This is a genomic window from Pseudomonas nunensis (assembly GCF_024296925.1).
Classification (GTDB): domain Bacteria; phylum Pseudomonadota; class Gammaproteobacteria; order Pseudomonadales; family Pseudomonadaceae; genus Aquipseudomonas; species Aquipseudomonas nunensis.
Window position 1 is genome coordinate 4,456,490 of sequence record NZ_CP101125.1, and the last position, 19,649, is coordinate 4,476,138.

Here is a 19,649-nt window from a genome sequence, read left to right on the forward strand (position 1 = left end):
AGACGTTGCTGCTCGGTTGCAATTTCAAGCAGCGCCGATCAAACCCCAGCGCAAGCACCAGGAGTTCAGCGTATTAACAACGGTCATGCGTCACCTGTTTGTTTTTATCTGTGACGAAATCGAACCCGACACGCTTGTGGCGCGGCGGAGTGAACAAGACGGGTAGCCTTGAAATTTGCGCAGATGCGCAGGAGGTCACAGTTAAAACGCGGCGCATTGTACACCGCTAACCCCCTGCTGCCAGACACCGCTGAATCAGCGCGTCGGTTGCCGGGATTGCCTGTGTCCGCCTCGGGGGTGCCGGGCGGCTGCAAATAAGAAGTCAGACCTTTGCAGGTCATCGACGCAGGCGAGTAAAAAACCGGCCCACGGGGAGAGATGGAGATGAGTCACGGCGTTCATTGCGCCTCCTTCTTGTTATGCACCTGCACGGCAGGCATGGGGCGCATCTCACCCTTCATACGTTGCCGAAACAAGCGCGCCAGAGCCTTTCGCGATCATCCGAGAACGGCAATGCGGAAGGTTTTCCTTACAACCTTAAAAATTGGCTTAATCCATGAATGTTGACGGTGGATTTCGTAAATTACCCGTTACACGCCGTAACGAAAACTTGCCAAATCAGATCTTTCCGAAGGCTGACTGCAAATTGACGTTAGGAAGCTTCCTAAGGAAAAGGTTGAGTCAGTTTTCTGTTTTTTATAAAGAAATTCGCGGTTAAAAAATGGAATAAAAAATTCAAACAAATCTTATTTAATTATTTTTTTGCATTCCAAAACCCTGTGAACTAGGTTTTCAGCGACTTGCCGGACCGCATCAATCGACAAGTTGGCGAGTTATTCACTGATTGAAAAACACGCCGCTGTTTCTATTCAACAGTCGTAAAAGTCATCTGGGAGATTCACTTATGCAACTGGACAAAGACTTGGAAACTGAACTGCAATTGGACGATTGGTTTGAAGCACCGACCCATGAAGCCGCCGTTGAAATGATGCAAGCCGACGCGGTTGTTCCGTTCGGCACGGCGATGTGGCCTCTGTAAGCCACTCCGGCGGGCACGATCCGGCCGGTTGTGCCTGCCACATTTGCTCGGTTTGTCAGGGAGGACTACATGGATAAGCAACGCGCTATCTCGCATTTCCTTTACTACCTCGAACAACACCCGGCCCTTGTCGGCATCAATCCGGCGAAGGTCCTGCTCGGCCACACCGCCGATTACGAGGCACTGACCGGCGCCATCGCCGAACAGGCCGGTAACAGCTCACTGTTCAGTTTCAGCGCCATGCGCCTGGATCTGGAACCCACGGATTTTCTGGCCCAGGCGATTGCCGACAGCGATCTGTACATTTTCTTCTACGACTCTTCCACCCTGCCCAACCCGCGCCCCGAAGGCCCGGAATTCCTCCGCGCGCTGCAAGGGGTGATGGCGCAAAACTGGAAAAAGTCGCTGCTGTTCAAGGATTACGGCGATTACTTCTACGACACCTTCAGTGTCACCCCGCAACGCATTGCCGGGTTGAACAGCCACTTGATCCAGCGCATGTCCCACGCGACGACCCTCAGTTTCAAAGATGACCACGGCTCGTGGTTTGAAACACCGCTGAGCAGTATCAAGAAGTGGACGGACATCAACGGCGTCGGCAACTTTGATCTGGCGCCCGGTGAGATTGCTACCCACAGCGAGGAGATTAATGGGCGGGTGAAGTTCATGGGGACGTTCCTCAGCACGATTCCGTTTGCGCGCAAGTACGGGGTGCTGGAATCGCCGCTGGAGTTGTGGATCGAGAACTCGACCATCAGCAGAATCGCCACGGACGTGCCGGGGCTTGAACATGATTTCAACAAGTACCTGGATGCCAATCCGTCGAACCGGCGGATCGAAGAGTTGGGCATTGGCACCAACGAGGGCGTGAAGGATCTGTATGCGCGCAACGCCGGGTTCGAGGAGCGCCATTGCGGCTTGCACCTGGGGTTGGGTGGCGGGGCCAAGGGCAGCCATCACCTGGACCTGATTTTCTCCGGTGGCGTGTTGGCGCTCGATGATGAGCCGGTGTTTGATGGGCGGTTTGTGTTTTAGGGTTTAACCCGGCCGACGCCTTCGCGGGCAAGCTTCGCGCCTACAAAGGCGACGCAATACCTGCGTAGGAGCGAGGCTCGCCCGCGAAGAGGCCCTAATATTCACCCCGTCACTAAAGCCAGACCCAAAAAAAACGCCAACCCTAAGGTTGGCGTTTTTCACTTGCAGCTTGCAGCTCGAAACTTACCGCTGCTTCATTCCGGCTTGCGACGACCAAAGCCCGGACGCTGGCCCGAACCGGCTGGCGCGCCACGGCGTTTGCCCGATGGCGTGTCCTTGTCGACCAAAACGATGCCTGGGCGTTTCTTGCCGACCGGCTTGGCCGGGCGCTTGGTGTCGGCCGGACGATCCGCCACTGGCGTACCGCGACTCGAATCACCACGAGGAGCACCGCGATCGCTACGACCACCGCTTGGCGCACCACGGCCTTCACCGCGCTCGGTGCGACCATTGGCCGGACGTGGCGTGCGTGGACCGCGCTCGCCATCAGCGCGTGGCGCTGCTGGTTTGCGGGCTGGACGCTCGCCTTCGATTTGCGGTTCACGGGAGTCACGCGGCGTAGCAGCGGTCTGGTTGCCGATGGCAGGACGCAACGAACGCACGCGCTCAGTCTTGCCCATCGGACGCGACGATTTACGCTGCATGCGATCGAGCTTGTCTTTGCTCTTGGCGTTCATCTGCGGCATGGCCACAGGCGTCAGGCCCACTTCAGCACTCAGAATGTCGACTTCGTACTGGCTCATTTCGCGCCAGCGACCCATCGGCAGGTCGGAGTTGAGGAACACCGGACCGAAACGCACACGCTTCAGACGGCTGACCACCAGGCCCTGGGATTCCCACAAGCGACGAACTTCGCGGTTGCGACCTTCCATCACCACGCAGTGGTACCAGTGGTTGAAACCTTCGCCACCTGGAGCTTGCTTGATGTCGGTGAACTTGGCCGGACCGTCTTCTAGGACGACGCCTGCTTTCAAGCGCTCGATCATCTCGTCATCGACTTCGCCACGCACACGTACCGCGTATTCACGGTCCATCTCGTAGGAAGGGTGCATCAGGCGGTTAGCCAGTTCGCCGTCAGTGGTGAACATCAGCAGACCGGTGGTGTTGATGTCCAGACGACCGATGTTGATCCAGCGACCTTCCTTTGGTTTCGGCATCTTGTCGAAAACGGTTGGACGGCCTTCCGGGTCGAGGCGGGTGCAGATTTCGCCGTCGGGCTTGTTGTACATGATCACGCGGCGTACCGACTCGGCGGCTTCTTCGCGCTTGATCACCTTGCCATCAATGGTGATGGCGTCGTGCATGTCGACGCGCTGCCCGAGGGTGGCGTCTTTGCCATTGACCTTGATGCGGCCGTGGCTGATCCAGGCTTCCACGTCACGGCGCGAGCCGACGCCGATACGGGCGAGGACTTTCTGCAGTTTTTCGCCTGCTGGGCCGATTTCCTGGTCGTCTTTCTGGTCGTTGATACTCATCTGGGCACCTCCCGGTGTGGTCTGTTCAGGCCTGGCCTGAAGCGATGTAAAACTGGTTCTCGGGCGAAGGGATCGCCGGAGGGTCGCGAATCATACGCTCATGCAAGCGTTCGCGCATCAGAGACTAGCTGATGAATGGTGATTTACTTGTGTTTCCGCCGACCGGTGGCACCGAGTTTGATCAGCCGCAGCGCTGCTTCGGCCAGCACAGTGCGCTTGTCGTCCTTGTCGAGCTTCTTCCAGGCCTTGATCTCGCGCTTGCTGCGGCCGCAGCCGAGGCAGATGTCGTCGGTGAATTTGCAGACGCTGATGCAGGGGTCTTTGGTAGAGCTCATACCAACTCCAGGAAACGCCACAAACCCTTGTGGGAGCGAGCTTGCTCGCGATGAGGGCGGCACATTCAGCTTCTAAGTGACTGAGAGACCGCCATCGCGAGCAAGCTCGCTCCCACAGGGTTCGGTGGTGTTCAAACGATTTGTGGGTGGCTCGGGTCCATTGTGGGAGCGGGCTTGCTCGCGAATGCGCAGTGTCAGGCGACATCTATGTTGAATGATAAGCCGCCTTCGCGAGCAAGCCCGCTCCCACAAGGGGATCTGCGTTGACCGTAGGTTTTGGGTCAGTCGTCGAATTCGCGGCGTTCGGCTTCGATTGCTTCGGCCAGGGCGCGGGCTTCGGCTTCTTCGTCGCTCAGCTCGGGCTCGGGCTCGGGTTTGTGCTGTTCGAGCGCGGCGACGGCGGCCAGGAGTTTTTCGCGCGCTTCGGCGACACCGAGCACATCGTCCTCCAGCTCTGCTTCCGGCCCTTCTTCGATTGTGGCTTCAGGCTCAGGCTGAAGTTCAACTTCGATCTCTGGCGCAGGCTGCTCCAAAACCTCTTCAGTCTCAGTCACCGCCCCATCGCGCAACAAATCGTCGAAGTCGGTCTTGATCCCCTGCTCCATGTCATCCAGTTCCAGCAACAGCGTGTGGAAACTGGTTTCTTCCTTGGGCTCTTCCGGGTCGGCGCTGGCGTCGGCCAGTTCCTGCAACCCGGCCGGGACCGGCGCGTCGTCGAAGTCGAGCACCGGGTCAGGTTCCATCTCCCGCAGTTCGGCCAGCGGCGGCAGGTCGTCGAGGTTCTTCAGGTTGAAGTGATCGAGAAACACCTTGGTAGTGGCGAACATCGCCGGTTTGCCCGGCACATCGCGGTAGCCGACGATGCGAATCCACTCGCGCTCCAGCAAGGTCTTGACGATGTGGCTGTTGACCGCCACGCCCCGCACGTCCTCGATCTCGCCTCGGGTGATCGGCTGGCGATAGGCGATCAACGCCATGGTTTCGAGCATGGCGCGGGAATAACGCTGCGGGCGTTCTTCCCACAAACGGCCGACCCACGGCGAAAACTTCTCGCGAATCTGCAAGCGATAGCCGGAGGCGACTTCCTTTAGTTCGAAGGCACGGCCGTCGCAGGACTTGGCCAGGATCGTCAGGGCTTTCTTGAAGACCGGTGGCTCTGGCCGCTCGCCCTCTTCGAAGAGTTCGAACAGGCGTTCAAGCGATTGCGGTTTTCCCGAGGCCAACAGAAAGGCTTCAAGCAGTGGCGCCAGCTCGCGGGGTTCAGTCAGGTTCATGATTCAACTCGTTATTCGGCTCGGGCCCGCACATGGATCGGCGCGAACGCCTCATTCTGCACCAGCTCGACCAAGGATTCCTTGACCAGTTCGAGGATCGCCATGAAGGTCACCACCACCCCCAGCCGCCCCTCTTCAGCGGTGAACAGCTCGACAAAGGGCACGAAACCGCCGCCCTTGAGCCGTTCCAGCACATCGCTCATGCGCTCGCGGGTAGACAACGCCTCGCGGCTGACCTGGTGACTTTCGAACATGTCGCCACGGCGCAGGACCTCGGCCATGGACATCAGCAATTCTTCCAGGCTCACGTCCGGCAACAGCTTGCGCGCCCGGGCTTCCGGGGCGTCGAGCTTGGGCACCACCACATCACGGCCAACCCGGCTCAGGCCATCGATGCCCTCGGCGGCAGCCTTGAAGCGTTCGTATTCCTGCAAGCGTCGGATCAGTTCGGCGCGCGGATCGTCTTCTTCAGCCTCGATGGTTTCCGCGCGCGGCAGCAGCATCCGCGACTTGATCTCGGCCAGCATCGCGGCCATTACCAAATACTCGGCGGCCAGCTCCAGGCGCACCGACTGCATCAACTCGACATACCCCATGTATTGGCGGGTGATTTCCGCCACCGGGATGTCGAGGATGTTGATGTTCTGTTTGCGAATCAGGTACAGCAGCAGGTCGAGGGGGCCTTCGAAGGCTTCGAGGAACACCTCGAGCGCGTCCGGCGGAATGTACAGGTCCAGCGGCATTTCCATGACCGCCTGGCCATAGACCATGGCGAAGGGCAGCTCTTGCTGGGCTCCGGCCTGACTGTCGACGGGTTCTACTGCAGACATCTACGCCTCGGCCATAAACGGCGTCGGGTCACCGCAACCGACGCGGATCACTTCAGGTTCGCCGTCGGCCAGGTTGATCACCGTGGACGCCTTGATCCCGCCGAAACCGCCGTCGATGATCAGGTCCACCTGATGCTCCAGCAACTGGCGCATTTCGTGGGGATCGCTTAGCGGATCGGTGTCACCGGGCATGATCAGGGTCACGCTCATCAGCGGCTCACCCAGCTCGGCCAGCAACGCCAGGGCGATTGGATGGCTCGGCACCCGCAGGCCGATGGTGCGTTTCTTGGCGTGCAGCAACAGGCGTGGCACTTCACGCGTGGCGTTGAGGATAAACGTATAAGGCCCAGGTAAATGAGCCTTGAGGATGCGGAAAGTGCCGGTGTCGATCTTGGCGAACAACCCCAGTTGCGACAGATCACTGCAGATCAGCGCGAAGTTGTGCTTGTCGTCGAGCTGACGCAAGCGGCGCACGCGCTCCACGGCGTTCTTGTCGCCAATCTGGCAACCAATGGCGTAGGACGAGTCTGTGGGATAAATCACCACCCCGCCTTTGCGGATGATCTCGACTGCCTGTTTGATCAGGCGCGCTTGCGGGTTTTCCGGATGAATCTGGAAAAATTGACTCACATTCTCTACCTGTTCAGACGGCGGCAATAATTGGGTCATGTTTGAATCGACACCATAACGGTGGCAGATCCTCCGGAACCGGGCGGTATTCACCGATTTCCGACCAGCCTTCAGGGCCATGAAAATCACTGCCGGCGCTGACCAGCAGACCGAACTCGCGGGCAAGAATGGCCAGACTGCCAACCTGTTCGGCGGGCTGATGGCCATTGACCACTTCGATAGCGTGGCCCCCTGCTTGAATATAGTCGGCAATCAGGCGACGACGCTTGCTGCGAGTGAAATCGTAGTGCCACGGATGCGCCAGGCTGACCCAGGCACCGGCGGCACGCAGGGTGGCGACGGTGTCTTCGAGGGTCGGCCAGTGTTGCTTGACGTCACCCAGCTTGCCGGCGCCCAGCCATTTGCGGAACGCTTCGGCGCGATCCTTGACGAAACCTTCGCGCACCATCCAGTCGGCAAAGTGCGGACGGGCCGGCGCGTTACCGCTGTCGCCGAGGGCCTGCTGCATCTCGCGGGCACCGTCCATCGCGCCGGGCATACCTTTGAGCGCCAGTTTGCGGCTTATTTCTTCGGACCGTAGCCAACGGCCATCGTGCAATTTGGCGATTGCCTCGACCAACGGTACGGCATTCACATCGAAACCATAGCCCAGCACATGAATAGTCGCGCCGCCCCAGGTGCAGGACAATTCGACGCCGTTGACCAGTTGCATTCCCAACGCCGTCGCGGCGCTGCGGGCCTCATCGAGGCCTTCGAGGGTGTCGTGATCGGTCAAGGCCAAGACTCGCACGCCTTTCTCGAACGCACGCGCAACCAGTACCGCAGGCGCCAGGGCGCCATCGGAGGCCGTGCTATGGCAGTGCAAATCAACATTCACAGGGCTTTGTAACCTCAAATCAGCTGGCGCTATCGCGCGCCAATATGTTTGTTATTATGCCGACACATCCTGCTTCTGGCTGCCACTGTGAAACAATTCATCGACTTCATCCCGCTTCTGCTGTTTTTCATTGTCTTCAAAATCGATCCACGGGTCGTCGACATTGCCGGTCATGAGGTCACTGTAGGCGGTATTTACAGCGCCACTGCCATGCTGATCATCAGCTCCCTGGTGGTTTACGGCACCTTGTTCATCAAGCAGCGCAAGCTAGAGAAGAGCCAGTGGCTGACCCTCATCGCCTGCCTGGTCTTCGGCAGCCTGACCCTGGCGTTCCACAGCGAGACCTTCCTGAAATGGAAAGCCCCGGTGGTCAACTGGCTGTTTGCCCTGGCCTTCATTGGCAGCCACTTCATCGGCGACCAACTGCTGATCAAGCGCATCATGGGCCACGCGCTGAGCCTGCCGGACCCAGTCTGGACCCGCCTGAACATCGCCTGGATCGGTTTTTTCCTGTTCTGCGGCGCCGCCAACCTGTTTGTCGCGTTCACCTTCCAGGACTACTGGGTCGACTTCAAAGTCTTCGGCAGTCTTGGCATGACGCTGCTGTTCCTGGTCGCACAGGGCATCTACCTGTCCCGCCACCTGCATGACGCCGATACCACTACGCCAAAAACCGAGGACTGACATGCTTTATGCAATCGTTGCTACAGACGTCGCCAACTCCCTGGAAGCTCGCCTGGCCGCACGCCCGGCGCACCTTGAGCGCCTGCAAGTGCTCAAGGGTGAAGGCCGCATCGTATTGGCCGGCCCTAACCCTGCCGTTGACAGCAATGACCCGGGCGCCGCTGGTTTTACTGGCAGCCTGATTGTTGCCGAATTCGAATCCTTGACCGCCGCGCAGGCCTGGGCCGATTCTGACCCGTATATCGCCGCAGGTGTCTACGCCAACGTTTCCGTGAAGCCGTTCAAGCAAGTCCTGCCGTAAATTTCCCCTACGCGATGAACCTTGTCGGTTCATCGCGCTCTCAATCGCTCATTATTCTCGTTTGCCTGCCGACAACTTGCCCAATAACTCGATTGGAATCAGGAGTCGTGATGCGCAAGGGTCCGTTGTGTCTGATGTTGGTGACGTTGTCGATCGTGGCTCCCGCACACGGTGAAGAGGCTGCCACTGGCAGCAGTTCCACGCCGCTGTCCTTGAGCGCCGGCAGCCAGATAGCCGAGTTGCAGCAACGCTTGAAAGTCAGCGAGCAGCAACGAGAAGAACTGAACAAACAACTGCAAAATGCCGATGCCGAGCGCGAAAGCGCCCAACTGGCCCGGTTGCGCCAAGAGAACCAGCGCCTGAAGCTGCAACTCAAGGAAGCCCTGGCCAATGGTCCGTTGCCACGCTTGCTGACCGATCAGCAACAATGGTTCGTCACCGGTGGCGGAGTAGCGCTATTGGCCCTGCTCTGCGGTATCTTTGCCAGTGGAGCAAGTCGAAAACGTCGGCAATGGCTAAATTGAGTGAGTCATGAGCGAGCTGTTATTAATTGATGATGACCAGGAGCTGTGCGAGCTCCTGAGCAGTTGGTTGAGCCAGGAAGGTTTTGTGGTCCGTGCCTGTCACGACGGCCAGAGTGCCCGCCGTGCGCTGGCCGAAACCTCCCCCGCCGCCGTAGTGCTGGACGTAATGCTGCCCGACGGCAGTGGCCTGGAATTGCTCAAGCAATTGCGCAACGACCATCCGGATTTGCCCGTGCTGATGCTCTCGGCCCGCGGCGAACCGCTGGACCGCATCCTCGGTCTGGAACTCGGCGCCGACGATTACCTGGCCAAGCCCTGCGACCCACGGGAACTGACAGCACGGCTGCGCGCCGTTTTGCGCCGCAGTCATCCGACGGCGGTGTCCAGCCAGCTCGAACTCGGCGACCTGTGCTTCAGCCCGGTGCGCGGCGTGGTCAGCATCGATGAACAGGAATTCACCCTCACCGTCTCCGAAAGCCGCCTGCTCGAAGCCCTGATCAAGCAACCCGGCGAGCCCCTGGATAAACAGGAACTGGCGCAGATTGCCCTCGGTCGCAAACTGACCCTGTACGACCGCAGCCTGGACATGCACGTCAGCAACCTGCGCAAGAAGATCGGCCCGCACCCTGATGGCCGCCCGCGCATCGTGGCGCTGCGTAGTCGCGGTTACTACTACAGCCTCTGACACGGTCCCCTGTAGCAGCTGTCGAGCACCGCGAGGCAGCGTTCGGCGGCGAAGCCGTCGCAAAACCAGGCAACGCGGAGTGTCAGTAAAACCTCGCGTACAGGATTGACGACGGCTTCGCCGCCGAACGCTGCCTCGCGGTGCTCGACAGCTGCTACGGTGCTCGCTTCGTCTGCAAAGTGGCAGATTTGTCAGGAACGCCGAAACTCGTCTTTACCCAAGCTTTACGCTCCGCTGACCGCCGCTGACCTTGATCTCCGTAATCTGAACTCATCCGGAACGTACCGGGAACGAGACAAGGAGATTCACCATGCGCAAGACTCTTATCGCTCTGATGTTCGCCGCCGCCCTGCCAACCGTTGCCATGGCCATGCCTGAAGGTGCCGGCCCGATGGGTGGCCCGCTGGACGGTCCGCGCCACGGCGGTCAGATGCATGACATGCACGGCAAAGGCCCGTACAGCCAGCTGGACCTGAGCCGCGAACAGCGTGAGCAAATCCGCAAAATCATGGGCGAGCAGATGCATGATCGCAAACAACTGGTCGAGAAATACCTGGAGAAACTCTCCCCGGCTGACCAGAAAGCCATGAAAGACGAAATCGCCACCAAGCATCAGAAAGCCCAGGCCGATGTGCGCGCCGTGCTGAAACCGGATCAACAGAAGAAATTCGACGAGATCCAGAAAAAACAAGCCGAGCGCCGCGCCGAGTGGGCCGAGTTCAAGGCCTGGAAAGCGCAACAGCCGCAAAAAGCGCAATAATGCGATGACCCCGGACCCAACGGCCAACACCGTTGGGTCTTTTGCCATTGTAGGAGCGAGCGGTGCGGCGATCCGACTTGCCCGCGAATGCGATTTAACATTCAACAAATTTGTTGATCATGAAATCGCATTCGCGGGCAAGCCTCGCTCCTACATGGGATTTGTATCTGTTTGAGGATTTTCTGTGCGCTCATTGTTCTGGCGTATTCTGGCCAGCTTCTGGCTGGCCATCGCTCTGGTTGCAGGGCTTTCGATTCTGCTGGGGCACATGCTCAACCAGGATGCGTGGATCCTCAGCCGTCATCCGGGCCTCAACACCCTGGCCGAAGAGTGGACGCAAACCTACGAAGCCCAGGGCGAAGAAGCGGCTCAGGACATCCTCGAACAACGCAAACGCCAATATCACATCGACGTCCAGGTGCTCAACGAGAGCGGCGATCCGGTGGTGCGTGGCACTTTCCCGCGTCGCGCCGCCGCATTTGAAGCACGGCAGAACGACGATGATCGCCGCTTGCCGTGGCGCCGCCTGACCGCTGAATACACCAGCGACAAAACCGGAAACACCTACCTGCTGATCTACCGCATCCCGCACCCGGAACTGGATTCCTGGCACCGCGAAAGCCTGCTCTGGCCGTTGAGTGCGCTTGGCATCGCGTTGGTGGTGCTGACCTTGTTCAGCCTGCTGGTGACGCTCTCGATCACTCGCCCACTCAGCCGTTTGCGCGGCGCGGTGCATGATCTGGGGCAAACCACTTATCAGCAGAACAGCCTGGTGAAACTGGCCAACCGCCGCGATGAGTTCGGCGTGCTCGCCAACGATTTCAACCGCATGGGCGCACGCCTGCAAAGCCTGATCGGTAGCCAGCGACAATTGCTGCGGGACGTATCCCATGAATTGCGCTCGCCGCTGGCCCGATTGCGCATTGCTCTGGCCTTGGCCGAGCGGGCCAATCCTGAGGAACGAGAAAAACTCTGGCCGCGCCTGACGCGCGAATGCGACCGACTGGAAGCGCTGATCAGCGAAATCCTGGTCCTGGCGCGGGTCGACGCGGATAACGCCAGTGCCGAGGACGTTGATCTCAACGCCTTGCTGCAAACCCTGCAGAAGGACGCGCAACTGGGCTTCCCGGAACAAACCGTGCGCCTGGAAGCCGAGCCGCAGTTGAACCTCAAAGGCTGGCCGACCATGATCGAGCGCGCCGTGGACAACCTGTTGCGCAATGCCCAGCGCTTTAACCCGGTGGGTCAACCGATTGAAATGCAGGCCTCACGCCAGGGTGAACGAATGGTGGTGAGCGTGCGTGACCATGGGCCGGGAGTCGAGGCCGAGCACTTGAACCTGCTGGGCGAACCGTTTTACCGCGCGCCGGGGCAAACAGCGGCCGGGCATGGCCTGGGGCTGGCCATTGCACGCCGAGCCGCAGAACGGCATGGCGGCAGCCTGGTGCTGGCCAATCACCCGGACGGCGGGTTTATCGCCAGCCTGGAATTACCGTTGGTACCGGGGGCTGTGGTCCAGCCGTAAAAATGGGTGATGCGAAAAGATCGCAGCCTCGTTGCACTCGACAGCTCCTACAGGTGTTATGTGAACGCCCGTAGGAGCTGTCGAGTGCAACGAGGCTGCGATCTCTTGATCTTTAAGCTTTACCAGGCCAAGCGCTGACGAATTCGGCCAGATCAACCTTCTCTGCCACCCGTGGCTCTTTCTGCGGCGTGCCGAGATAAAGGAATGCAATCACCTCTTCCCCATCCGCCAACCCCAACCCCTTGGCCACATGCGCCGAGTAAGCCAGCTCACCGGTACGCCACACTGCGCCAATCCCCTGGGCATACGCCGCCAGCAAAATCCCGTGCGCCGCACACCCCGCCGCCAACAGTTGCTCGGACTTCGGGTATTTGACGTGATCCTGCAACCGCGCAATCACCACCACCACCAACGGCGCGCGCAGCGGGCCATTGCGGGCCTTGTCCAGCGCTGCTTCGGACACTTCACCGTCCTGCAACTTCGCCGCTTCAGCCAGCAACTCGCCCATTTGCTCGCGTGCCGCGCCTTCGACGGTCAGGAAGCGCCAAGGCTGCAAATGGCCGTGGTCCGGCGCACGCAATGCAGCGCCAAACAGCACTTCCCGCTGCTCGGCGGTAGGGGCCGGTTCGACCAGTCGGGGAACGGAAACACGGTTGAGCAAAGCGTCGAGAGCCTGCATCGGCCACCTCCTGTAAAAAATGTTTGGCTATTCTAGCTGCAACCCTGCGGGAGTGCCGGTTTACATGGCAGGCCTCGCAGGTAGAATGGCGCCCTCCCCACTTTCAGCCCGAGCGGACTTCATGGCGTTGCCGACCTTACGGACTATTGGTTTCATCATCGGCATCTTCCTGATCACGCTGGCCATCGCCATGGTCGTGCCCATGGCCACGCTGGTGATTTTCGACCGCACCGGCGACCTGCCATCGTTCCTCTGGGCCAGCATGATCACCTTCGTCGCCGGCTTGGCGCTGGTCATTCCCGGACGCCCCGAACACGTACACCTGCGCCCAAGGGACATGTACTTGCTGACCGTCAGCAGTTGGCTGGTGGTGTGTATTTTCGCCGCGCTGCCGTTCCTGCTGACCCAGCACATCAGCTACACCGACTCGTTCTTCGAAAGCATGTCTGGCATCACCGCCACCGGGTCGACCGTGCTCACGGGCCTGGACAACATGTCTCCCGGCATCCTGATGTGGCGCTCGCTGTTGCACTGGATCGGCGGCATCGGCTTTATCGGCATGGCGGTGGCGATTCTGCCGCTGCTGCGCATCGGCGGCATGCGGCTGTTCCAGACCGAGTCGTCGGACCGCTCCGAAAAGGTCATGCCCCGCTCACACATGGTGGCGCGCCTGATCGTGGCGGCCTACGTCGGCATCACCATCATCGGCAGCCTGGCGTTCTGGTGGGCCGGGATGAGCCTGTTCGATGCGATCAACCACGCGATGTCAGCGATTTCCACCGGCGGGTTCTCCACCTCCGACGAATCCCTCGCCCACTGGAAACAACCGGCGGTGCACTGGGTCGCGGTGGTGATCATGATTCTCGGTAGCCTGCCGTTCACCCTGTATGTGGCGACTTTGCGCGGTAACCGCCGGGCGCTGATCAAGGATCAGCAGGTCCAGGGTTTGCTCGGCATGTTGCTGGTGACCTGGCTGGTGCTCGGCACCTGGTATTGGTGGACCACCAACCTGCATTGGCTGGAGGCGTTGCGGCATGTGGCCCTGAACGTGACGTCGGTGGTCACGACCACGGGGTTTGCACTCGGGGACTACAGCCTGTGGGGCAACTTCTCGCTGATGCTGTTCTTTTATCTGGGTTTTGTCGGCGGCTGTTCAGGTTCGACGGCGGGCGGGATCAAGATTTTCCGTTTCCAGGTTGCCTACATCCTGCTCAAGGCCAACCTTAACCAGTTGATTCACCCGCGAGCGGTGATCAAGCAGAAGTACAACGGTCACCGACTCGACGAAGAAATCGTGCGTTCGATCCTGACCTTTTCGTTCTTCTTCGCCATCACCATTTGCGTGATTGCACTGCTGCTGTCGCTGCTCGGTGTGGACTGGATGACCGCGCTGACCGGCGCCGCGAGCACCGTGTCCGGCGTCGGTCCCGGCCTTGGCGAGACCATTGGCCCGGCGGGCAACTTCGCCACCCTGCCGGACGCTGCCAAGTGGATTCTCTCGTTCGGCATGCTGCTGGGCCGACTGGAAATTATTACGGTGTTCGTTCTGTGTATTCCGGCGTTCTGGCGTCACTGACCTGCTTCGGCGCATCCATCAAACGCGCCCGGTACTCGCCGGGCGTCGCGTCGAACCAGCGGCGGAAGGCGCGGAAGAAGTTGCTCGGGTCGGCAAATCCCAACAGGTAGGCAATTTCCAGCAGGGTCATGCTGGGCTGCGCCAGGTATTGCTCGGCCAGTTCGCGGCGGGTGTCGTCGAGCAAAGTCTGGAAACTCGTGCCCTCTTCCTGCAAGCGGCGCTGCAAGGTGCGTTGCGACAGGTGCAACGTCTGCGCCACCGTATCGCGCTTGGGTTCGCCTTGGGGCAGCAAACGGCATAGCACTTGCCGGGCCTTGTGGGTCACGCGACTTTCAGAAAATCGCGCCAGGTATTCACCGGCAAACCGGTCATGCAGCAGCGCCATCGCCTCGTTCGCTGTGGGCAGCGGCGCCTCCATGTCAGCACGCTCGAAGATCAACGCATCGTAAGGCGCGTTGAACACCAGTGGCGCGTGGAAGGCTTGTTTATAGGGTTGAAGATCGGCGGGCTCATCGCCCTGCACCAACACTTTGCGCGGCTGCAGGGTGCGGCCGGTCAACCAGCCGCACAGCGCCAGGGCGCAAGCCAATGAGGCTTCGGCGCTTTGCCGGGTCGGCGGCAGGTGGTCGCCATGCACCGTCAGAATCAGCGCATAGCCTTCGTCCAGCAATCGAAAACTCAGGTCTGCGCTTTCGGCAATGATCCGCTGATAGCGCACCAGCCGCTGGAAACCTTCGGCCAGCGTCTGACTGGACATCAACGCGTAGCCGGCGACATGAAAGGATGCCGGTCGCACCACTTTGCCCATGTTCAGGCCGATTGCCGGGTTACCGGACAGCTCGACCGCGCGCTGCCAGAGCCGCGTCATGGAATCTTGCGGGAAGCGTGCATCCGGATCATCCAGTGCCGCGTAGTCGAGCCCCAGCTGTTTGAACAGAACCCGGCAATCCAGGCCGTCCATTTCCAGTGCTTTGACAATCCCCATCGCCCAGCTTGCAGAAGTCGTTCGTTCGCTCATGGCGTTTACTTACATGATGAGCCGCATCTCACGGCCAATTACCGAAGGATACTAAAGTGGCGCCTATTGTCACTGGCTGATGCCAATGATCACTCTAGACTCAAATAAGCTACCCGCAGAACAACTTGCCATCAGAACAATAACCACAGAGATCGCAGTCGTGGAAAACACCAAGCGTTTCAATAGCTTCGCTGAGTTCTACCCGCATTACCTCAGCGAACACAGCAACAGTACGTGCCGACGATTGCACTTTATTGGCACCACGCTGGTTATTTTCATCCTGGCGATGACCATCGGCAAAGGCGCATGGCTGTTGCTGATCGCCCTGCCGCTGGCCGGTTACAGCTTCGCCTGGGTCGGGCATTTCTTCTTCGAGAAGAATCGTCCTGCCACCTTCCAGCACCCGTTCTACAGCCTGCTCGGCGATTTCGTCATGTACCGCGACATGATTCTGGGCCGCGTGCCGTTCTAGGCTTGCCGGGCCAGCAAAGCGTCCCATGCAGACAGTGCGCCAGTGGATCCAAGTTCTACACTCAATCCGTCACTTCGCAAATAAGAAGATCGCCGATGAACGCCAATGCCCGTTTCACCCACATGCAGGACGGCACGCAGGAAGACTGGGCGATCATCGCCGCAGACTTCAGTGCCTACGCCCGACAATTGCCGACACGGATTGTGGCGCACCTGAAGTTGCTTGAGGGTGATTTTGGCGGGTTCCCGGTGGATCGCCTGACCCATTCGCTGCAAACCGCCACCCGCGCCTGGCGCGATGGCCGCGACGAAGAATACGTGGTGTGCGCCCTGCTGCATGACATCGGCGACACCCTAGGTTCCTACAACCACCCGGACATCGCCGCAGCGATTCTCAAGCCGTTCGTCAGCGCCGAGAATTTGTGGATGGTGGAGAAACACGGGATTTTCCAGGGTTACTACTTCTTCCATCACCTGGGCATGGATCGGCATCTGCGCGAGCAATTCAGCGGGCATCCGCAGTATCAGGCGACGATTGAGTTCTGCGCCAAATACGATGCGGCGGCGTTTGATCCGGCGTATGAGACGCTGCCGCTGAGCTTCTTCGAGCCGATGATGGAACGGTTGTTTGCGCAGCCGAAGAATTCGATCTACAAGGCGGCGATGGAAGAGCACGCGCCGGCCTGAAGACACACCACAACCCAATGTGGGAGCGGGCTTGCTCGCGAAAGCGGTATCACATTCAACATCTACGTTGACTGACACACCGCTTTCGCGAGCAAGCCCGCTCCCACAGGTGATCTGTGGTGACCACCAATGTGTTACGCCGGTTCGGCGACCTTCACTACTTTCAACTCCGCCTCTCGCGCCTGGGCATCCGCCAGTCGATACAGCTCGATTGTGCCGTCCCAGTGCTCGATCAGCGCCGTGCACGATTCCACCCAGTCCCCGCAATTGAGGTAGTCCACCCCGCCAACCTTGCGAATCTCGGCATGGTGGATGTGCCCGCACACCACGCCATGCAGCTCGCGCTTGACGCATTCGTGGGCGATGGCTTCTTCGAAGTCGCTGATGAAACTGACCGCGGTTTTCACCTTGTGCTTGAGGTACGCCGACAACGACCAGTAACCGTAGCCATACCGGGCGCGCCAGTGATTGAGCCAGCGGTTGAGGGTCAGGGTGAATTCGTAGGCCGAGTCGCCGAGAAAGGCCAGCCAGCGGTGATAGCGAGTGATGACGTCGAACTGATCGCCGTGGATCACCAGCAAATGCCGGCCATCGGCGGTCACGTGCACTGCCTCGTCCACCAACTGGATGTTGCCCAGGATCAGCTTCGAATAACGACGCAGGAATTCGTCGTGGTTGCCGGTGACGTAGATCACCTCGGTGCCGCGCTTGCTCATGGTCAGCAAGCGGCGGATCACGTTGGTGTGGGCCTGGGGCCAATACATGCCGCTGCGCAGTTTCCAGCCATCGATGATGTCGCCCACCAGGTAGATCTTGTCGGTGTGGTAGCCCTTGAGAAATTGCGACAGGTGCTCGGCCTGGCAATCCCGGGTGCCCAAATGCACATCGGATATCCATAAGGTGCGGACACGTTGTTTACGGCTGGGTTTGGCGAGCTCGGCGCTGGTCATGGGCAACCCTCTGGGATGTTTTTACAAGCTTGCGCCGGTCGGGTTAATTGCCCATGACAGTGACGAGTCAATCCTGTGACAGCGCCCGGCCGGTGTAGACTGGCCGCATCTTGCCAGGAGACCTGCGATGAGACCGATCCTCACGCTTCGCCAATACAGCCACGACCTGATCGTCCACAGCCACGACCACGCGCAACTGGTGTTCGGCTTGTCGGGCGCGCTGGACTTCGAGGTCGATGGCCAGGGCAGCCAGGTGGTGCAGCAGAGTTTCGTGGTGATCCCGGCCGGCATGCATCATGCCTGTGGCAGTCCCCATGGCAGTCGTTGCCTGGTGCTGGATGTGCCCGATGATCAATGGATTGCCCAGTCGTTGGGGGAGCACGCCGACGCCAGCCGCCGCTTGCTCGACAACGCCGGACGCCTGCCGCTGGATGCTGGGCAAAGCCAATTGGTCAGTTGGTTGGCGGGCAGTCCGGTAAGCGATCCGCTGATTGCCCAGCAAGGCGCGGTGCTGTTATTGGCCAGCCTCAACCACATCAAACCGGACGTCATTGGCGGACGACGCCTGCCGTATGCGGCGCTGAATGCGCACATTGATCAGCATGCAGCCTATCCGCTGCAAGTGGCCGATCTGGCGCGCATTGCCGACCTCTCCAGCGCGCGCCTGCATGCGCGGTTCGTGGCCGAATGCGGGCAGACGCCGATGGATTACATTCGCAGTCGGCGGCTGCACATAGCGGTGAGCTTGTTGCGCGACTCGGCGCTGCCGATTGGCGAGATCGCCAGCCGGGTCGGTTACAGTTCCCAGAGTGCCTTTGCGGCGGCGGTGTTGCGCGAATTTGGCGCTTCACCTGGCAAATTGCGCCGCGAGGCTGGCGACAAAAGTCGATAGTTTGCCGACAGACCTGGCCCGCCTGAACGCGATTAAATGTAGCAGCTGGCGAAGCCTGCGTTCGGCTGCGAAGCAGTCGTGAAATGCAGAGAACGCGGTGCATCAGGAAGACCGTGCGCTCAGGTTTACGACTGCTTCGCAGCCGAACGCAGGCTTCGCCAGCTGCTACAAAGATCGACGGTGTCGTCGCTCTGACTCAATTGATCAAGGACTCCAATGACTCCCCGTACCGCCCTTGGCGCCCTGCATATCGGCGCACTGATGTTTGGCCTGACCGGTGTGTTCGGCAAACTCGCGGCCGCCACCCCGGCGGTCATCGTCTTCGGTCGTGCGGCGTTCGCGGTGCTGGCGCTGGCGTTTTTTGCGCGGTTCGCCAGCAACACTCGCTGGCAGAAACTCGAAGCCGTGGACTGGCGTCGCCTGCTGCTCAGCGGCTTGCTGCTGGCCGGGCACTGGGTGAGTTTCTTCATTGCGGTAAAAGTCGCCGGAGTGGCGATTGCGACCCTGGGTTTTGCCAGCTTCCCGGCGTTTACCGTGATCCTCGAAGGGCTGATCTTCCGCGAGAAAATCCGCGCCAATGAAATCCTGCTGGTGGTGCTGGTCAGCGTGGGCCTGGTGCTGGTAACGCCGTCCTTCGACCTCGGCACCGGCGCGACCGTCGGCCTGCTCTGGGCGGTGGCTTCCGGTTTGCTGTTCGCCCTGCTGTCCCTGACCAACCGCGCCAGTTCCGCACGCATCCCGGCGGTGCAGGCTGCGCTGTGCCAGAACGTGGTGGTCGCGTTGTGCCTGCTGCCGGTCGCCGCGCCACAGCTGAGCGAAGTGCGCGCCCTCGACTGGTTGTGGATCGGCTTGCTCGGGGTGTTCTGCACCGGCGTTGCCCACAGCTTGTTTGTCGCCAGCCTGGCGGTGATCAAGGCGCGGACCGCCGCAGTGGTGTTTGCCCTGGAACCGGTCTATGGCATCACCATGGCCTGGCTGCTGTTCGATGAAAACCCGACGCTGCGCATGCTGCTCGGCGGCGCGTTGATCATCATCGCCATCGTGGTCTCCAGTCGCTTATCCGGCAGTTCGAGCAAAAAAGCCGTGGCCGCTGAAGCCGCCTCTCACTGAGTGCGATCGTTGTGGCCGAGGTCGCGGTCCGGGTCGATCTGATCCCGGACTCGCTGCTTGAGCACCTTGGCTTCCGGGAAACCGCCGTCAGCCTTGCGCTCCCAGATCTGCACCTCGTTACAAAAAATATGAAAGACCCCACCCGTGCCAGGCACAAGGGAGACTTTGCCCAAGTCATCGCCAAAGGTGCTGAGCAGTTCCTGGGCCAGCCAGGCCGCGCGCAACAGCCACTGGCATTGCGTGCAATAGGTGATGACGATTTCCGGTTTTTGCATGGTCATGATCGCTGAAA

The 19,649-nt window shown here is 60.0% G+C and carries 23 protein-coding genes; 13 read left to right on the forward strand and 10 right to left on the reverse strand.

What is annotated here, in order from left to right; genetic code table 11:
* The first annotated feature begins 904 nt into the window (after positions 1-904).
* Positions 905-1,039, forward strand: a complete 135-nt coding sequence (locus NK667_RS32585; RefSeq protein WP_054049237.1) for a hypothetical protein — start codon at positions 905-907, stop codon at positions 1,037-1,039.
* A 69-nt stretch (positions 1,040-1,108) separates the two neighbouring features.
* Positions 1,109-2,074, forward strand: coding sequence for a M29 family metallopeptidase (locus NK667_RS19480; RefSeq protein WP_054049234.1), 966 nt, complete (start codon positions 1,109-1,111; stop codon positions 2,072-2,074).
* Between the two features lie 194 nt (positions 2,075-2,268).
* On the opposite strand, the gene rluB is transcribed toward NK667_RS19480, so the two are convergent.
* The 6 genes from rluB to NK667_RS19510 all read right to left on the reverse strand — a co-directional run bounded on the left by rluB (position 2,269) and on the right by NK667_RS19510 (position 7,495).
* Positions 2,269-3,549, reverse strand: coding sequence for a 23S rRNA pseudouridine(2605) synthase RluB (gene rluB, locus NK667_RS19485; protein WP_054049232.1), 1,281 nt, complete (start codon positions 3,547-3,549; stop codon positions 2,269-2,271).
* A 143-nt stretch (positions 3,550-3,692) separates the two neighbouring features.
* On the reverse strand, positions 3,693-3,884 hold the full coding sequence (locus NK667_RS19490) for a DUF1289 domain-containing protein (RefSeq protein WP_054049230.1): 192 nt from the start codon (positions 3,882-3,884) through the stop codon (positions 3,693-3,695).
* Positions 3,885-4,165: 281 nt separating this feature from the next.
* Positions 4,166-5,158, reverse strand: coding sequence for an SMC-Scp complex subunit ScpB (scpB, locus tag NK667_RS19495; RefSeq protein ID WP_054615777.1), 993 nt, complete (start codon positions 5,156-5,158; stop codon positions 4,166-4,168).
* A gap of 11 nt (positions 5,159-5,169) precedes the next feature.
* A complete protein-coding gene (locus tag NK667_RS19500) occupies positions 5,170-5,928 on the reverse strand; it encodes a segregation and condensation protein A (protein WP_177331463.1) in 759 nt (252 codons plus the stop codon).
* A 60-nt stretch (positions 5,929-5,988) separates the two neighbouring features.
* Positions 5,989-6,618: an L-threonylcarbamoyladenylate synthase gene (locus NK667_RS19505; RefSeq protein WP_054049612.1), complete on the reverse strand. Its 630-nt coding sequence runs from the start codon at positions 6,616-6,618 to the stop codon at positions 5,989-5,991.
* Positions 6,619-6,631: 13 nt separating this feature from the next.
* A complete protein-coding gene (locus tag NK667_RS19510) occupies positions 6,632-7,495 on the reverse strand; it encodes a PHP domain-containing protein (protein ID WP_054615778.1) in 864 nt (287 codons plus the stop codon).
* A gap of 87 nt (positions 7,496-7,582) precedes the next feature.
* Here NK667_RS19510 and NK667_RS19515 point away from each other — a divergent pair, with 87 nt between their 5' ends.
* From NK667_RS19515 to NK667_RS19540, 6 genes are all read left to right on the forward strand, one after another.
* The gene (locus tag NK667_RS19515) at positions 7,583-8,179 is read left to right on the forward strand and encodes a septation protein A (protein ID WP_054615779.1); all 597 of its coding nucleotides are present in this window, start codon (positions 7,583-7,585) and stop codon (positions 8,177-8,179) included.
* 1 nt (position 8,180) lies between these two features.
* Positions 8,181-8,480, forward strand: a complete 300-nt coding sequence (locus tag NK667_RS19520; protein ID WP_054615780.1) for a YciI family protein — start codon at positions 8,181-8,183, stop codon at positions 8,478-8,480.
* A gap of 110 nt (positions 8,481-8,590) precedes the next feature.
* A complete protein-coding gene (locus tag NK667_RS19525; protein WP_054049217.1) occupies positions 8,591-9,004 on the forward strand; it encodes an SH3 domain-containing protein in 414 nt (137 codons plus the stop codon).
* Positions 9,005-9,011: 7 nt separating this feature from the next.
* Positions 9,012-9,689, forward strand: a complete 678-nt coding sequence (locus NK667_RS19530) for a response regulator transcription factor (protein WP_054049215.1) — start codon at positions 9,012-9,014, stop codon at positions 9,687-9,689.
* A gap of 310 nt (positions 9,690-9,999) precedes the next feature.
* A complete protein-coding gene (locus NK667_RS19535; RefSeq protein WP_054049213.1) occupies positions 10,000-10,449 on the forward strand; it encodes a Spy/CpxP family protein refolding chaperone in 450 nt (149 codons plus the stop codon).
* Between the two features lie 184 nt (positions 10,450-10,633).
* Positions 10,634-11,974 carry a sensor histidine kinase gene (locus NK667_RS19540; protein ID WP_054049211.1) on the forward strand — a complete coding sequence of 447 codons (1,341 nt, stop codon included), beginning with the start codon at positions 10,634-10,636 and terminating at the stop codon, positions 11,972-11,974.
* A 112-nt stretch (positions 11,975-12,086) separates the two neighbouring features.
* On the opposite strand, the gene NK667_RS19545 is transcribed toward NK667_RS19540, so the two are convergent.
* A complete protein-coding gene (locus NK667_RS19545; RefSeq protein WP_054615781.1) occupies positions 12,087-12,653 on the reverse strand; it encodes a nitroreductase family protein in 567 nt (188 codons plus the stop codon).
* 121 nt (positions 12,654-12,774) lie between these two features.
* Here NK667_RS19545 and NK667_RS19550 point away from each other — a divergent pair, with 121 nt between their 5' ends.
* Entirely contained in the window at positions 12,775-14,229 is a 1,455-nt protein-coding gene (locus tag NK667_RS19550; protein ID WP_054049207.1) for a TrkH family potassium uptake protein, read from the forward strand.
* On the opposite strand, the gene NK667_RS19555 is transcribed toward NK667_RS19550, so the two are convergent.
* Positions 14,186-15,247, reverse strand: a complete 1,062-nt coding sequence (locus tag NK667_RS19555) for an AraC family transcriptional regulator (protein WP_201783193.1) — start codon at positions 15,245-15,247, stop codon at positions 14,186-14,188. The genes NK667_RS19550 and NK667_RS19555 overlap by 44 nt on opposite strands.
* A gap of 160 nt (positions 15,248-15,407) precedes the next feature.
* On the opposite strand from NK667_RS19555, the gene NK667_RS19560 reads away from it, so the two are divergent.
* On the forward strand, positions 15,408-15,719 hold the full coding sequence (locus NK667_RS19560) for an Mpo1-like protein (protein WP_054615783.1): 312 nt from the start codon (positions 15,408-15,410) through the stop codon (positions 15,717-15,719).
* A gap of 95 nt (positions 15,720-15,814) precedes the next feature.
* A complete protein-coding gene (locus tag NK667_RS19565; RefSeq protein WP_054615784.1) occupies positions 15,815-16,405 on the forward strand; it encodes an HD domain-containing protein in 591 nt (196 codons plus the stop codon).
* 134 nt (positions 16,406-16,539) lie between these two features.
* Here the strand turns inward: NK667_RS19565 and NK667_RS19575 are convergent, their stop codons facing one another.
* On the reverse strand, positions 16,540-17,355 hold the full coding sequence (locus NK667_RS19575) for a UDP-2,3-diacylglucosamine diphosphatase (protein ID WP_054615785.1): 816 nt from the start codon (positions 17,353-17,355) through the stop codon (positions 16,540-16,542).
* 127 nt (positions 17,356-17,482) lie between these two features.
* On the opposite strand from NK667_RS19575, the gene NK667_RS19580 reads away from it, so the two are divergent.
* The gene (locus NK667_RS19580; protein WP_054049197.1) at positions 17,483-18,247 is read left to right on the forward strand and encodes a helix-turn-helix transcriptional regulator; all 765 of its coding nucleotides are present in this window, start codon (positions 17,483-17,485) and stop codon (positions 18,245-18,247) included.
* A gap of 216 nt (positions 18,248-18,463) precedes the next feature.
* The gene (locus NK667_RS19585; protein WP_054049195.1) at positions 18,464-19,357 is read left to right on the forward strand and encodes a DMT family transporter; all 894 of its coding nucleotides are present in this window, start codon (positions 18,464-18,466) and stop codon (positions 19,355-19,357) included.
* Here the strand turns inward: NK667_RS19585 and NK667_RS19590 are convergent.
* On the reverse strand, positions 19,351-19,638 hold the full coding sequence (locus NK667_RS19590) for an Rdx family protein (protein WP_054049193.1): 288 nt from the start codon (positions 19,636-19,638) through the stop codon (positions 19,351-19,353). The genes NK667_RS19585 and NK667_RS19590 overlap by 7 nt on opposite strands.
* Positions 19,639-19,649 lie beyond the last annotated feature (11 nt).